General features: G+C 57.4%; 16 protein-coding genes. 10 read left to right on the forward strand and 6 right to left on the reverse strand.

From position 1 onward, the window contains the following. Positions 1 to 10 precede the first annotated feature (10 nt). From murJ to rimJ, 4 genes are all read right to left on the reverse strand, one after another. Complete coding sequence (murJ, locus tag HCK03_RS16875; RefSeq protein WP_133597467.1) at positions 11 to 1,546, reverse strand: murein biosynthesis integral membrane protein MurJ; 1,536 nt, start codon at positions 1,544 to 1,546, stop codon at positions 11 to 13. A 111-nt stretch (positions 1,547 to 1,657) separates the two neighbouring features. Next, a complete protein-coding gene (locus HCK03_RS16880; protein ID WP_041144956.1) occupies positions 1,658 to 2,581 on the reverse strand; it encodes a Gfo/Idh/MocA family protein in 924 nt (307 codons plus the stop codon). A gap of 2 nt (positions 2,582 to 2,583) precedes the next feature. After that, positions 2,584 to 3,231, reverse strand: coding sequence for a YceH family protein (locus HCK03_RS16885; protein WP_041144955.1), 648 nt, complete (start codon positions 3,229 to 3,231; stop codon positions 2,584 to 2,586). Positions 3,232 to 3,240: 9 nt separating this feature from the next. After that, entirely contained in the window at positions 3,241 to 3,825 is a 585-nt protein-coding gene (rimJ, locus tag HCK03_RS16890; RefSeq protein WP_041144954.1) for a ribosomal protein S5-alanine N-acetyltransferase, read from the reverse strand. A gap of 229 nt (positions 3,826 to 4,054) precedes the next feature. Between rimJ and mdtH the strand changes: the two genes are divergently transcribed. From mdtH to HCK03_RS16925, 7 genes are all read left to right on the forward strand, one after another. Next, on the forward strand, positions 4,055 to 5,263 hold the full coding sequence (gene mdtH, locus HCK03_RS16895; protein ID WP_041144953.1) for a multidrug efflux MFS transporter MdtH: 1,209 nt from the start codon (positions 4,055 to 4,057) through the stop codon (positions 5,261 to 5,263). Between the two features lie 113 nt (positions 5,264 to 5,376). Further along, a complete protein-coding gene (locus HCK03_RS16900; protein WP_041144952.1) occupies positions 5,377 to 5,937 on the forward strand; it encodes a lipoprotein in 561 nt (186 codons plus the stop codon). A 122-nt stretch (positions 5,938 to 6,059) separates the two neighbouring features. Continuing rightward, the gene (gene pyrC, locus HCK03_RS16905) at positions 6,060 to 7,106 is read left to right on the forward strand and encodes a dihydroorotase (protein ID WP_041144951.1); all 1,047 of its coding nucleotides are present in this window, start codon (positions 6,060 to 6,062) and stop codon (positions 7,104 to 7,106) included. A 71-nt stretch (positions 7,107 to 7,177) separates the two neighbouring features. Next, positions 7,178 to 7,429, forward strand: a complete 252-nt coding sequence (gene dinI, locus HCK03_RS16910; RefSeq protein WP_041144950.1) for a DNA damage-inducible protein I — start codon at positions 7,178 to 7,180, stop codon at positions 7,427 to 7,429. A gap of 391 nt (positions 7,430 to 7,820) precedes the next feature. Then, positions 7,821 to 8,075 carry a biofilm formation regulator BssS gene (gene bssS, locus HCK03_RS16915; protein WP_041144949.1) on the forward strand — a complete coding sequence of 85 codons (255 nt, stop codon included), beginning with the start codon at positions 7,821 to 7,823 and terminating at the stop codon, positions 8,073 to 8,075. A 125-nt stretch (positions 8,076 to 8,200) separates the two neighbouring features. After that, positions 8,201 to 9,319 carry an N-methyl-L-tryptophan oxidase gene (gene solA / locus HCK03_RS16920; protein WP_167691932.1) on the forward strand — a complete coding sequence of 373 codons (1,119 nt, stop codon included), beginning with the start codon at positions 8,201 to 8,203 and terminating at the stop codon, positions 9,317 to 9,319. Positions 9,320 to 9,395: 76 nt separating this feature from the next. Beyond that, on the forward strand, positions 9,396 to 9,509 hold the full coding sequence (locus HCK03_RS16925) for a YceO family protein (protein WP_167691933.1): 114 nt from the start codon (positions 9,396 to 9,398) through the stop codon (positions 9,507 to 9,509). On the opposite strand, the gene trhO is transcribed toward HCK03_RS16925, so the two are convergent. Continuing rightward, positions 9,495 to 10,559, reverse strand: a complete 1,065-nt coding sequence (trhO, locus tag HCK03_RS16930) for an oxygen-dependent tRNA uridine(34) hydroxylase TrhO (protein WP_041144947.1) — start codon at positions 10,557 to 10,559, stop codon at positions 9,495 to 9,497. The two genes, HCK03_RS16925 and trhO, sit on opposite strands and share 15 nt — an antisense overlap. Positions 10,560 to 10,769: 210 nt before the next feature. Between trhO and HCK03_RS16935 the strand changes: the two genes are divergently transcribed. From HCK03_RS16935 to HCK03_RS16945, 3 genes are all read left to right on the forward strand, one after another. Beyond that, positions 10,770 to 11,693, forward strand: a complete 924-nt coding sequence (locus HCK03_RS16935) for a Kdo(2)-lipid IV(A) acyltransferase (protein ID WP_167691934.1) — start codon at positions 10,770 to 10,772, stop codon at positions 11,691 to 11,693. A 148-nt stretch (positions 11,694 to 11,841) separates the two neighbouring features. Next, positions 11,842 to 13,092, forward strand: coding sequence for a multidrug efflux MFS transporter MdtG (gene mdtG, locus HCK03_RS16940; RefSeq protein WP_041144945.1), 1,251 nt, complete (start codon positions 11,842 to 11,844; stop codon positions 13,090 to 13,092). 91 nt (positions 13,093 to 13,183) lie between these two features. Continuing rightward, a complete protein-coding gene (locus HCK03_RS16945) occupies positions 13,184 to 13,570 on the forward strand; it encodes a MysB family protein (RefSeq protein ID WP_041144944.1) in 387 nt (128 codons plus the stop codon). On the opposite strand, the gene HCK03_RS16950 is transcribed toward HCK03_RS16945, so the two are convergent. After that, a complete protein-coding gene (locus HCK03_RS16950; protein WP_041144943.1) occupies positions 13,571 to 13,798 on the reverse strand; it encodes a YceK/YidQ family lipoprotein in 228 nt (75 codons plus the stop codon). Between the last annotated feature and the right edge of the window lie 56 nt (positions 13,799 to 13,854).

Genomic DNA, 13,854 nt, shown 5'->3' on the forward strand with positions numbered 1-13,854 from the left:
GCGTTTAGCTTCAGGCCGTGCGTCGGGCAAACTCTTTCACCCTAAAGCCCAGCAGCAGCAGGCTGGCAAAATAGGCCACCACGCCAACCCCCACCACCGCCATCAGGCGCAGCAGACGGAACGGCATGGTCCCCTGGGACCACTCCGGCATGATATACATCATCCCGAGCAGCGCCGCAGACATCACCAGCACCGCAATCACCAGACGCAGCAGGAAGGCAAACCAGCCCGGCTGCGGAGTGAATATTTTTTGCTTACGCAGCTGCCAGTAGAGCAGCGCGGCGTTGAGGCAGGCGGCAAGCCCGATAGAGAGCGACAGGCCGGCATGCTTCAGCGGGCCGATAAAGATCAGGTTCATCACCTGGGTCATAATCAGGGTGACGATGGCGATTTTAACCGGCGTTTTAATATCCTGGCGCGAGTAGAACCCCGGCGCCAGGACCTTGACGACGATGAGCCCCATCAGGCCGACCGAATAGGCCACCAGCGCGCGCTGGGTCATCGCCGCATCAAAGGCGCTAAACTTGCCGTACTGGAACAGGGCTACCGTCAGCGGCTTCGCGAGGATCCCCAGCGCCACCGCGCTCGGCAGGGCCAGCAGGAAGCACAGGCGCAGCCCCCAGTCCATCAAACGGCAGTACTCATCATGATTGCCGCTGGCAAAGCTTTTCGACAGCGACGGCAGCAGGATGGTCCCCAGCGCCACGCCCAGCACGCCGGAGGGAAACTCCATCAGGCGATCGGCGTAGTACATCCAGGAGACCGACCCGGAAACGAGGAAAGAGGCGAATATGGTGTTGATAATCAGTGAGATCTGGCTGACGGATACGCCGAGGATCGCCGGCCCCATCTGTTTTACTACCCGCACCGCACCGGCGTCTTTCAGGCTGATACGCGGCAGCACCAGCATGCCGATTTTTTTCAGATGCGGCAGCTGATACGCCAGCTGCAGCACGCCGCCGACGGTGACCGCCCACGCCATTGCCAGCATCGGTGGGTGGAAATACGGCGCCGCAAATAGCGCAAAGCCAATCATGCTGACGTTAAGAAAAGTCGGCGCAAAGGCAGGGACCGAAAAACGGTTCCAGGTGTTAAGGATCGCGCCAGCTAACGAGGCCAGCGAGATAAGCAAAATATAGGGAAAGGTGATGCGCAGCAGCTGGGTCGTCAGCGCAAATTTATCCGGGGAGTCGGCAAACCCTGGCGCGGTCACGGTGATGACCCACGGCGCGGCCAGCATGCCGAGCACGGTGACTACCGCCAGAACCAGCGTCAGCAGGCCTGAAACGTAGGAGACAAATACGCGGGTGGCGTCTTCGCCCTGCTTGCTTTTATATTCAGCCAGTATCGGTACAAACGCCTGAGAAAACGCGCCTTCGGCAAAAATGCGCCGCAGCAGATTCGGTAATTTGAACGCCACAAAAAAGGCGTCCGTCGCCATGCCGGCACCAAAAATACGCGCGACGATGGCGTCTCGCGCAAAGCCCAGCACGCGCGAAAACATGGTCATCGAACTGACTGCCGCCAGTGATTTTAAAAGGTTCATTGAGGTGTTTTCCACAACCCTGAAGTAAAACGCCCGCAATGGCGGGCGCTGGAAAGTGGCGATAGTCTACCGGGTTCGTCATGAATTACTACTGCCAGATGTTACAACGAATTATTCGCTCATCGCCTCGCGCCACAGCTTTTCAACGATGCGCTGGGCCAGCAGCGCCTGTTCGCCAGCGGTTTCGGGAACCGTCTGATTTTGCACGCATTCGATAAAATGACGCGCGCAGCCGACAAAGCCGCGCTGCTCGAGGGTGGTTTGCCAGCCGGGAACCGGACGCTGAACCACGCCCTGCCCGCGCTCTTCCTGCCACTCGCGCATATCGCGAACCTCATACAGGCCGCCGTCGGTAACCGCCTGCACCCACTCCCGCTGGCTACCGGCGCGCCGGTGCATACTGGTGGTGACCTCCAGCTGCGACGAGCTGAAGTGGTGCTCAGCATAGAGCATTTCGCCCTGGGCGGTGGTTTGCAGCAGACCGCCGCTGAGACGCGCCTTCCCGCCGGCCAGCCACAGCGCGGTATCGACCACATGCAGGTAGTCATCAAGCAGCGTAAAGCGCAGGTCGTGACCGACGCTGTCGCTGCGATGCTTATCCATACGCAGCGAGGCGGCATCGTCCAGATGCGCTTTCAGCTCGCGATAGAGCGGCGCAAAGCGACGGTTAAATCCGACCATCAGCGTTAGCCCACGGCGGGCGGCCAGCTCGACCAGGGATTCGGCATCGCTGAGCTTATCCGCCAGCGGCTTATCCACGCAGACGTGCACCCCGGCGCCAAGCAGCCGGCTGACGACCTCAAAATGCGAGGCCGTTGAGGTATGGACAAATACCGCATCGCACTGCGCCGCCAGCTGCTCCAGAGAGTCAGCGTAGGGTATGCGCCAGGTTTCGCAGACGCGCAGCGCCTTCTCTTTCCCCGGAGACCAGGCCGCCTGCAGCGTCCAGCCGTCCGCGGCGCCTAACACCGGGAGCCAGGCCTTCTGCGCAATGCCGCCCAGCCCCACCACTCCAACGCGTAGTTTCGCCGTCACGATTAATCCCCCAGATGAGCCAGCAGCGAGGCCAGCCGCTCTTTAAGTTCCGCCACTTCGGCCTCCAGCACCTCAACCCGGGTCTGGAGATCGTCTCCCGCCGGCGATACCGCTTCTACCGCCGTAATCAGCGAGTCCATATCATCGCAGAACAGATGCATGTAGCGGCATTCGCGCTTCCCCGGCTCGCGAGGCAGACGCGCGACAAAGGGGCCATCTTCGCGGCCTGCCAGCGTCTCGAGCACGCCTTCGATTTCCGCCATATCGCTAAATTCGTACATTCTTTGCGCCCGGCTGCGCAGCTCACCCGGCGTCTGCGCGCCGCGCAGCAGCAGCGTCGTGACCACCGCGACCTCCGCCGGTGTCAGCTTCAGATCGCCGAACTCGGAGTTGCAAAAGCGCTGTTCGTATTTGGTCACCCGATTGCCAAACCCGCTCACCGTGCGCAGGAAATGGCGCTTAACTAACGTATCCAGCAGGTCCTGGATATCGCTTTCGCTGAGCGACATCACCGGCTCGCGGTTGGTTTTCTGGTTGCAGGCGGTCACCACCGCGTTAACCGATAGAGGATACTGTTCCGGCGTCGTGACCTGTTTCTCCAGCAGGCAGCCAATAACGCGCGCTTCGTGCGCGGTTAACTGATATTTCATGCTCTCTCCTTAGCGACCCGGGATCCAGTCCGGTGTCGTCAACGCCGTCAATACGTGGTCACGCCACTGGCCATCGATTAGCAGATAATCTTTGGCGTAACCCTCTTTTTCAAAGCCAAGACGCGCCAGCAAATCGCCGCTGCGCTGGTTGTGCGGCATATAGTTGGCCATGATGCGATGGATATGCTGCGTGCGCTGCATATAGCGAATCGCCGAAGTCAGCGCTTCAAACATCAGGCCCTGCCCCTGCCACTTCTCGCCGATAGAGTAGCCGAGGTAGCAGGCATGAAACGACCCGCGCACCACGTTCGAAAAATTCGCCACGCCGACTATCTCTTTTTCTTGCGGATCGAGGAGCGCAAAGTAGAACGCCGATCCCTGCTTATGAAACTCCGAAATCATCGACAAGCGCGCCTGCCAGCCGGAGGGGTAGCAGTGGCTGTCATCGCGCACCGGCTCCCAGGGTTTTAAGAACCCTTTATTCTCCGCGTAGTAGTCGGCCAGACGCCAGGCGTCACGATCGTGGACCAGCCGCGTCACCAGCCTGTCCGTCGTCAAACGCACCTTTGGTACGTTACTGCGGTAGCCAAACATTCCCCTCTCCTGTTCCCCTGACTTATTACCCTGCACCCTTCACTATACCTGTCCTGAACGACGGTGTGAAAACAGCAACATACCATTTTCTGCACCATCTCCCCTTTTCGATGAATAGCCTCTATCAAACTTGCTTTTTGATAAAAAAATATTGTCGCAGGTACGCTGGGAAACGCCCGCTCTTCCCCGCACACTAGAAAGGCTAATCTCTATTTTCCCAGGAGGGGAAATGTCCCGCGTATCGCAGGCAAGGAGCCTGGGTAAATACTTCCTGTTGGTCGACAATATGCTGGTCGTTCTCGGCTTTTTTGTCGTCTTCCCGCTGATTTCCATTCGCTTTGTTGACCAGATGGGCTGGGCCGCGCTGATGGTCGGGATCGCCCTCGGCCTGCGCCAGCTGGTTCAGCAGGGTCTGGGGATTTTTGGCGGCGCGGTTGCCGACCGCTTCGGCGCCAAGCCGATGATCGTCACCGGTATGCTGATGCGCGCGGGCGGCTTTGCCGCGATGGCGGTGGCCCACGAGCCGTGGGTACTCTGGCTATCCTGCATTCTCTCTGGCCTCGGCGGGACGCTGTTTGACCCGCCGCGCGCGGCGCTGGTGGTTAAGCTGGTGCGTCCGCATCAGCGCGGCCGCTTCTTTTCGATTCTGATGATGCAGGACAGCGCCGGCGCGGTCATCGGCGCCCTGCTCGGCAGCTGGTTGTTACAGTACGATTTCCGCCTCGTCTGCAGCGTCGGCGCGGCGCTGTTCGTCGCCTGCGCCGGCTTTAACGCCTGGTATCTCCCGGCGTGGAAGCTGTCGACGGTGAAAACGCCGGTGCGCGAGGGGCTGGGGCGCGTGCTGCGCGACAGGCGCTTCGTGACCTATGTCCTGACGCTAACCGGCTATTACATGCTGGCGGTGCAGGTCATGCTGATGCTGCCGATTATGGTCAACGACATCGCCGGCTCCCCTGCCGCCGTCAAATGGATGTATGCCATTGAAGCGGCTATCTCCCTGACGCTGCTCTACCCGATTGCCCGCTGGAGTGAAAAACGCTATCGGCTGGAGCATCGGCTGATGGCCGGCCTGCTGGTCATGACGCTGGCCATGCTGCCGATCGGCTTAACCAGCAACCTGCAGCAGCTGTTTACGCTGATTTGCATTTTCTATATGGGGTCGATCATCGCCGAGCCGGCGCGTGAAACGCTGGGCGCATCGCTGGCCGACGCCCGCGCGCGCGGCAGCTATATGGGCTTTAGTCGACTGGGGCTGGCCTTTGGTGGGGCCTTCGGCTACGCCGGCGGCGGGTGGCTATTTGACGCCGGTAAAGCGGTCAACCAGCCGGAGCTGCCGTGGCTGATGCTGGGTATTATCGGCTTCATCACCTTTATCGCCCTGTGGTGGCAGTTCAGCGCCAGGCGCTCGGCCTCCGGCATGTTGGAGCCACGAACCTGATTCGCTGCGTCATGCCGGGCTGATTTTCAGCATTTTCCGCTAGCGCCTGTGGTGCTGGCAGGCCATGCTGCTTTGTGTCAGGATGAGTCCATGGCATTACGTTAAGGAACCCAATGAAAAAGATGTTTATCGTGGCCGCGCTTATCGTGAGCGGCCTCCTGAGCGGCTGTAATCAGCTTACGCAGTATTCGGTAAGCGAACAGGAAATTAATCAGGCGCTGCAGAAACGTAATCACTTCGCCAAGGATATCGGCCTGCCGGGCGTGGCGGATGCGCATATTGAACTGCACAATTTAACCAGCGCGATTGGTCGCGAGGAGCCGAATAAGGTGACTTTGAGCGGCGTTGCCAGCCTGGATCTCAATTCGCTGTTCGGTAATCAAAAAGCCACGATTGACCTTAAGCTGAAAGCGCTGCCGGTATTCAACAAGGAAAAAGGTGCGATCTTCCTGCAGGAAATGGAAGTCGTCGATGCGAAAGTCGCGCCGGAGAAGCTGCAGTCGGTCGTGCAGACGCTGATCCCCTACCTGAATCAATCCCTGCGCAGCTATTTTAACCAGCAGCCCGCCTACGTGCTGCGCGAAGACGCCAGCACCGGCGAAGCGCTGGCGAAAAAGTACGCGAAAGGTATAGAGGTCAAGCCGGGTGAGATAATCATCCCCTTCACCAATTAACATCACGGGCGCCAGGCGCCCGTTTTTTTACGGAAGTTGATGCAAAGGAAAACGTTTACGCTTATCCTTTGTGCCCGGTGAAAAACAGCCCTGATGACTGAACCTATTAGCCGGAGCCTTCCATGACAGCACAACCCCAGGTACTGAAAATCCGTCGCCCTGACGACTGGCACATCCATCTGCGCGATGACGATATGCTGGAAACCGTCGTGCCTTACACCAGCGAGTTTTACGGTCGGGCGATCGTGATGCCGAATCTGGCGCCGCCTGTCACCACCGTTGAAGCCGCCGTCGCCTATCGCCAGCGGATCCTTAACGCCGTGCCCGCCGGGCATGACTTTACCCCTCTGATGACCTGCTACCTCACCGATACGCTCGACCCAGCCGAGCTGGAGCGCGGATTTGAGGCCGGCGTTTTCACCGCGGCTAAACTCTACCCGGCCAATGCCACCACTAACTCCAGCCACGGCGTGACCAGCATCGATGCCATTATGCCGGTGCTTGAGCGCATGGAAAAACTCGGCATGCCGCTGCTGGTCCACGGCGAAGTCACGCATGCGGAAATTGATATTTTCGATCGCGAAGCGCGCTTTATCGAGACGGTCATGGAGCCGCTGCGCCAGCGCCTGCCGGGTCTGAAGGTGGTGTTCGAACATATCACCACCAAAGACGCCGCAGAGTACGTTCGCGATGGTAACGAGCTGCTGGCCGCCACCATTACGCCGCAGCATCTGATGTTTAACCGTAACCACATGCTGGTTGGCGGTATTCGTCCGCACCTTTACTGCCTGCCGATCCTCAAACGTAATATTCACCAGCAGGCGCTGCGCGAGCTGGTCGCCAGCGGCTTTACGCGCGCTTTTCTCGGCACCGACTCCGCGCCGCACGCCCGTCATCGTAAGGAAGCCAGCTGCGGATGCGCCGGCTGCTTTAATGCGCCGACCGCGCTGGGCAGCTACGCGACGGTGTTTGAAGAGATGAATGCGCTGCAGCACTTCGAGGCGTTTTGCTCGCTTAACGGCCCGCGCTTCTACGGCCTGCCGGTCAACGAGACCTTTGTTGAGCTGGTGCGCGAAGAGAGCGTTGTGGCAGAGAGCATCGCGCTGCCTGGCGACACGCTGGTCCCCTTCCTGGCCGGTGAAACCGTGCGCTGGACGATGAAAAAATAAAACGCTGCCCTCTGTTGTAAATCCGCAAATGATACTGTATAAATAAACAGTATATTACACAGGGGGCTATCATGCGCATCGAAGTGTCTATCGCCAAAACTACCGCCTTACCGAGCGGCGCTTTAGAAGCGCTGAATAATGAACTCTCCCGACGTATCGATCAGCAGTTCCCGGCCAAACCAAGCCAGGTAACCGTACGCTTCGCCACCGCTAACAATCTTTCTGTTATTGGTGGCCTTAAAGAAGATAAAGACCGGATAAGCGAAATCCTGCAAGAAACCTGGGAAAGCGCTGATGACTGGTTTATCCACGACGTACCCTGAGTCATTCGGGTTGTATGCAGACGGCGGCGCAAAATACCTCAGGTCGTTCATCGAGGTTTTTGCCTGTTCCAGGCTCATGCAGCTCGAAGTCTGACCGGTACAGCAAATTAATTTGCTCCCTCATTGTGCTTCTTTTGCCGGGTCGCCCCGGCTTTTTTATTCCCTCTTCCTGAATACTCAGACTTTTCTTTAATTTCCTGATTATTTCCTTACAAAATAATGTACAGCGGGACAAAATTTGCGCAAAAAAGCGGCAAAAAGAGAAAAGCTCGCCCCGCGCGCGTTAATTTCTCGAGTTTATTCTTAACACCTGATATAATTAACTTGCTTCAAAAAATATGCATTAAACCTCGAGAATTGTTGTCTTTTAACATATGAATAAGGGGTTATGATGGAAAAGAATAATGAAGTCATCCAGACCCATCCCCTCGTCGGATGGGACATCAGCACCGTAGATAGCTATGACGCGCTGATGTTGCGCCTGCACTACCAGAACCCCACTCATGAAAGCAGTAATGAAGCTGAAATTGGCCAGACTTTATGGCTGACGACGGACGTCGCACGTCAATTTATTTCTATTCTTGAAGCCGGTATTGCGAAGATTGAAGCAGGTGAATACCAGGTAAATGAGTACCGCAGACATTAGTGATTCTGCGGTCATCCATATACTCTAACTAAACGGGCACCGATTGGTGCCTGATTTATTTTCGGGCTTGTATAAGTGCGGGTTGTTAATTACCCTGCTAATAAAGCAAAAACCCGGAACATACCATGCAATACGACCTCATCATTATCGGCAGCGGCTCAACCGGCGCCGCCGCAGGCTATTACGCTCGTCGCGCAGGACTCAACGTTCTGATGATCGACGCCCACCAGCCTCCGCATCAGGAAGGCAGTCATCACGGCAATACGCGTCTTATCCGCCACGCCTATGGTGAAGGTGAACGATATGTCCCTCTGGTGCTGCGGGCGCAGCAGCTGTGGGATGAACTGGCGACCCTCAGCGGTGAAGCCGTTTTTGAGCGTACCGGGGTTATCAATCTTGGCCCGGCGGAGTCTGCGTTTCTCACCAACGTCATGAACAGCGCTCGTGAATTTGAGCTTAACGTTGAAGAGATGGACGCCCAGGCCATTATGGCCCGCTGGCCGGAGATTCGCGTGCCTGAGGGCTATCGCGGGGTTTTTGAGCCAGCATCAGGCGTTCTGCACAGCGAGCTGGCCATTGAAACCTGGATTCGCCTGGCCCGTGAAGCGGGCTGCGCGCAGCTGTTCAACTGTCCGGTCACCGCTATCGACCATCACCAGGACGGCGTCACTATCGACACCGCGGATGGCCAGTACAGCGCGCAAAAGCTGCTGATCAGCGCCGGTACCTGGGTAACCCGCCTGCTGCCGGAATTGCCGGTTCAGCCGGTGCGCAAAATCTTTGCCTGGTTCCAGGCCGATGGCCGCTATAGCAGCAAAAACAACTTCCCGGCGTTTACCGGCGAGCTGCCCAACGGCGACCAGTTCTACGGCTTCCCGGCGGAAGATAATGAACTCAAGATAGGCAAGCACAACGGCGGGCAGCTTATCTCCAGTGCCCAGGAGCGCACGCCGTTTGGCAGCGTGGCGACGGACGGTTCGGAATCGTTCAGTTTCCTGCGTAACGTCCTGCCCGGCATCGGCGGCTGCCTGCACGGCGCATCCTGCACCTATGACAATACGCCGGATGAGGACTTCATTATCGATACGCTCCCCGCTCATCCGCAAACGCTGCTCATCAGCGGATTAAGCGGCCATGGCTTTAAATTTGCGCCGGTTTTGGGCGAAATCGCCGTCCAGTTTGCCCGCGGAGAATCGCCAGCGTTTGATCTGACCCCCTTCTCGCTGGCCCGCTTTCAGCAATAATAGCCCACCCGCGGTGCCGCCACTGCACCGATAAAAAAACGGCCTCATCGGAGGCCGTTTATCACTGAGAGATCCTATGCGTCGCCTGTATGACTTACTGATCAACAACGTCCGCGAGCACTTTATGATCTATCTCGCTCTGTGGCTGCTGCTGACCATTATCGACCTCGTCTGGCTATGGTTTTTCTGACGTCTCAGGATCCGGGATCCCCAGTTTGGTATTCAGACGCCCGCGGGATTTATTGAAAATCTTATTCCCATTCTCACGCCCGGCCCGCAGCTGACGCTGCTCCTCTTCCGGCAGCTTATGCTCTTCCATACAGGATTCACTGCAGCATCCGGCAAACTTCTCCGCGCAGCTCGGACACTGGATAAACAGCAGATGGCAGCCGTCGTTCAGGCAGTTGGTGTGGCTATCGCAGGGCTCACCGCACTGATGACAGTGCGCGATGATGTCGTCAGAAATACGCTCGCCCATGCGCTCATCAAAAACAAAGTTTTTACCGATAAAACGCACCGGCAGACCCTGCTCACGCGCGCGACGCGCGTACTCAATGATGCCGCCTTCAATGTGCCAGACCTTGCTGAAGCCGTTATGTTTCATCCACGCGCTGGCTTTTTCGCAGCGGATACCGCCGGTACAGTACATAACGATTTTTTTATCTTTATGCTCCTGCATCATCTCAACCGCCTTCGGCAGCTGATCGCGGAAGGTGTCGGCGGGAATTTCCAGCGCCTGTTCGAAATGCCCCACTTCGTATTCGTAATGGTTACGCATATCGATAAAGATCGCGTCGGGATCGTCCAGCATCGCGTTAACTTCCGCAGCCTTCAGGTAGTCACCAACGTCAGAGGCATCAAAGGTCTCATCATCGATACCGTCGGCAACAATTCGGTCACGCACCTTCAGGCGCAGCACCCAGAATGATTTGCCGTCGTCGTCGAGGGCGACGTTCATGCGCAGCCCTTCCAGCGCCGGGTTGAAGGCGTACAGATATTCGCGCAGGGCCTCAACGCGGCTTTGCGGGACGCTGATTTGCGCATTGATCCCTTCGTGGGCCAGGTAAATACGGCCAAACACGTTCAGCTTAGTCAGCGCAATCCACAGGGCGTCGCGCGTCGCTTTTGGGTCAACGATGGTGAAGTACTTATAGAAAGAGATCGTCGTGCGCGGCTCGCTCTCGGCCAACATCTGCGCTTTTAACGTCTCATTTGAAATGCGGTTATGTAACACTGGCATGGTGTACCTGCTCGACATAAAAATGAGTAAAACAAACGGCCGGCATCATATAGTAAAAAGGCATTAATTTACATCCATACATTTCACGCTACATTTTTTACCGCAACCTTCGCTCTGATTTAACAATAAATGCCAACCGGGCCGCTGGTTTTGGCTGAACCATAAAAAAATGCGATAATATAACGCGTTGCTTAATTAAACAGGTATGAGATGACCCATTTACCTAAATTTTCCGTGGCGTTGCTGCATCCGCGCTATTGGCTACTTTGGCCAGGAATCGGCCTGCTGTGGCTCGTTGTCCAGCTCCCCTATCCGCTGATTTATCGCCTGGGTACCGCCCTGGGTCGACTCGCGATGCGCCTGATGACCCGGCGCGCAAAAATTGCCTACCGTAACCTGGAGCTCTGCTTTCCCGAGAAGAGCGAGCAGGAACGTCATCAGCTGATAAAACAAAATTTTGAATCCGTTGGCATGGGCCTGATGGAAACCGGTATGGCCTGGTTCTGGCCTGCGCGCCGCATTGCGCGCTGGACCGACTCTATCGGCGTCGAACATATCAGGGCCGTACAGGCACAAAAACGCGGCATTCTGCTGATCGGTATCCACTTCCTCACTCTCGAAATGGGCGCCCGCATGTTCGGGATGAATGAGCCGGGTATTGGCGTCTATCGTCCGAATGATAATCCGGTTATCGACTGGCTGCAGACGTGGGGACGACTGCGCTCCAACAAGGATATGATCGACCGTAAGGACCTGAAGGGCATGGTGCGGGCGCTGAAAAAAGGCGATGTTATCTGGTACGCGCCGGACCACGACTACGGCCCGGCCTCCAGCGTCTTCGTGCCTTTTTTCGCCGTCGAACAGGCCGCCACCACCTCCGGTACCTGGATGCTGGCAAAAATGTCGAAAGCCTGCATCGTTCCCTTCGTGCCGCGGCGTAAGCCCAACGGTAAAGGCTATGAGCTGATTATTCTGCCGCCGGAGTGCGATCCGCCGCTGGACGACCCACAGACGACCGCCCTGTGGATGAACCACATCGTCGAGAAGTGCATTCTGATGGCGCCGGAGCAGTATATGTGGATGCATCGCCGCTTCAAATCGCGCCCACCCGGCGTTCCTTCGCGCTACGAATAGCCGCCGTTATTACGCACAAAGCCCCCGTTCGGGGGCCACGACCTTAGCATTAAAAGCCCTCCTCCGTTGCAGCAATCCTTTCTCAGGCGCATAATTAGCAGGCTCATATTTTCAACTTTTGACCTGCAGCGCAGGCCAGTGGGATCCTATGTCGTCTGCCGATCTACCTGTTAACTGGAAACGCAATCTTACCGTCACCTGGTTCGGCTGTTTTTTAACCGGCGCGGCGTTCAGCCTCGTGATGCCGTTCCTTCCGCTTTACGTTGAACAGCTCGGCGTAACGGGCCACGGCGCCCTCAATATGTGGTCGGGGCTGGTCTTCAGCATTACCTTTCTTTTCTCTGCCGTTGCCTCACCGTTCTGGGGCGGCCTGGCCGACCGAAAAGGTCGCAAAATCATGCTGCTCCGTTCCGCGCTCGGAATGGCTATCGTCATGGCGCTGATGGGCCTGGCGCAAAATATCTGGCAATTTCTGCTGCTGCGCGCGCTGCTGGGACTGTTAGGCGGGTTTATCCCGAACGCCAACGCCCTTATCGCCACCCAAATTCCTCGCCAGAAGAGCGGATGGGCGCTGGGTACGCTCTCCACCGGGGCGGTCAGCGGCGCCCTGCTTGGCCCGCTGGCCGGCGGTTTTCTCGCTGACCTGTGGGGCCTGCGCCCCGTCTTCTTTCTCACCGCCAGCGTCCTGTTTATCTGTTTCCTCCTGACGCTGTTCTTCATTCGCGAGCAGTTTGTGCCGGTGGCGAAAAAAGAGATGCTTAGCGCCAGAGACGTCTTCTCCTCCCTGAAAAGCCCAAAACTGGTGCTCAGCCTGTTCGTCACTACCCTGATTATCCAGGTGGCGACCGGGTCGATTGCGCCGATCCTGACGCTGTACGTGCGGGATCTGAGCGGAGACATCAGCAATATTGCCTTTATCAGCGGGATGATCGCCTCCGTGCCCGGCGTGGCTGCCCTGATCAGCGCTCCGCGTCTCGGCCGGCTGGGAGATCGGATCGGGCCGGAAAAAATCCTCATCGTGGCGCTGATCCTCTCCGTTCTGCTGCTTATTCCGATGTCATTCGTCCAGACTCCGCTGCAGCTGGGCATTTTGCGTTTCCTGCTCGGCGCCGCCGACGGTGCGCTGCTGCCGGCGGTGCAAACGCTGCTGGTGTACAACTCCACCAGCCAGGTCGCCGGCCGCATCTTCAGCTATAACCAGTCGTTTCGCGATATTGGCAACGTCACCGGCCCGCTCATCGGTGCCTCCGTCTCCGCCAACTATGGCTTCCGGGCGGTCTTTTTGGTCACCGCCTGCGTGGTGCTGTTCAACGCTATCTACTCGACCATCACCTTACGTCAGCCGCGAAGCAGCGAACCCTCTGACGGCCGGGGCTCCGGCGATCGTTCGGTAAATTAGGTCCGCAAAGCCTCCTTGCCCTTGACGCATCGCCCGCCGCCTTCTATAGATTGGATCGTGTCCATTTCTCATTCTTCTTAGGGGGTTAGCCATGCCAAAGGATTCCGTTTTCTATGCCACGCTCGAAGAAGCTATCGATGCGGCCCGCGAAGAGTACCTGGCCAATAATCCGGAGAGCGACGAGGAGAGCGCCAACGTCGAGCAGCTGAATATCCAGAAGTACGTCTTGCAGGATGGCGATATTGCCTGGCAGGCCGAGTTTTTTGCCGACGATGAGGGGGAAGGCGAGTGCCTGCCGATGCTCAGCGGCGAAGCGGCGCAGAGCGTTTTTGACGGCGACTACGACGAGATAGAGCTCCGCCAGGAGTGGCTGGAAGAGAATACGCTCCATGAATGGGACGAGGGTGAATTTCAGCTTGAACCCTCACTGGATACGGAAGAGGGTCAGACGGCGGCCGATGAGTGGGACGAGCGCTAGCTAATTGTAGGGGCCGTGGCTCGCATCAAGCGGCAGCAGCAGCGTATCGAACACCAGCGAAAAAGGCAGGTCGAGGATGGTGATATAGCGCCACGGCGAGTCGCGAACATCCCACTGGACGCCGGGGTAATACTGATTGCCGTGCCCCTGCCCCGGCACCGTGCGGCTAATAATACTGCCGCAGCCGCTGAGTACCACGGTCATGACGATGACCAGCAAAATTCTCATCTGTAACCTCAATTCCTGGAGAAAAAAATACCGGCAAAATTGCCGGTATTTTTCTT

Source organism: Klebsiella terrigena (assembly GCF_012029655.1).
GTDB classification, from domain to species: Bacteria; Pseudomonadota; Gammaproteobacteria; order Enterobacterales; family Enterobacteriaceae; genus Klebsiella; species Klebsiella terrigena.

Bases quoted from the DNA above. Each gene is read 5' to 3' on its own strand.
- HCK03_RS16885 (WP_041144955.1), bottom strand. From the start codon at position 3,231: ATGAAATATCAGTTAACCGCGCACGAAGCGCGCGTTATTGGCTGCCTG.
- dinI (WP_041144950.1), top strand. From the start codon at position 7,178: ATGCGCATCGAAGTGTCTATCGCCAAAACTACCGCCTTACCGAGCGGC.
- bssS (WP_041144949.1), top strand. From the start codon at position 7,821: ATGGAAAAGAATAATGAAGTCATCCAGACCCATCCCCTCGTCGGATGG.
- HCK03_RS16925 (WP_167691933.1), top strand. From the start codon at position 9,396: ATGCGTCGCCTGTATGACTTACTGATCAACAACGTCCGCGAGCACTTT.
- trhO (WP_041144947.1), bottom strand. From the start codon at position 10,559: ATGCCAGTGTTACATAACCGCATTTCAAATGAGACGTTAAAAGCGCAG.
- murJ (WP_133597467.1), bottom strand. From the start codon at position 1,546: ATGAACCTTTTAAAATCACTGGCGGCAGTCAGTTCGATGACCATGTTT.
- HCK03_RS16900 (WP_041144952.1), top strand. From the start codon at position 5,377: ATGAAAAAGATGTTTATCGTGGCCGCGCTTATCGTGAGCGGCCTCCTG.
- mdtG (WP_041144945.1), top strand. From the start codon at position 11,842: ATGTCGTCTGCCGATCTACCTGTTAACTGGAAACGCAATCTTACCGTC.
- HCK03_RS16935 (WP_167691934.1), top strand. From the start codon at position 10,770: ATGACCCATTTACCTAAATTTTCCGTGGCGTTGCTGCATCCGCGCTAT.
- rimJ (WP_041144954.1), bottom strand. From the start codon at position 3,825: ATGTTTGGCTACCGCAGTAACGTACCAAAGGTGCGTTTGACGACGGAC.
- solA (WP_167691932.1), top strand. From the start codon at position 8,201: ATGCAATACGACCTCATCATTATCGGCAGCGGCTCAACCGGCGCCGCC.
- HCK03_RS16950 (WP_041144943.1), bottom strand. From the start codon at position 13,798: ATGAGAATTTTGCTGGTCATCGTCATGACCGTGGTACTCAGCGGCTGC.
- pyrC (WP_041144951.1), top strand. From the start codon at position 6,060: ATGACAGCACAACCCCAGGTACTGAAAATCCGTCGCCCTGACGACTGG.
- mdtH (WP_041144953.1), top strand. From the start codon at position 4,055: ATGTCCCGCGTATCGCAGGCAAGGAGCCTGGGTAAATACTTCCTGTTG.
- HCK03_RS16945 (WP_041144944.1), top strand. From the start codon at position 13,184: ATGCCAAAGGATTCCGTTTTCTATGCCACGCTCGAAGAAGCTATCGAT.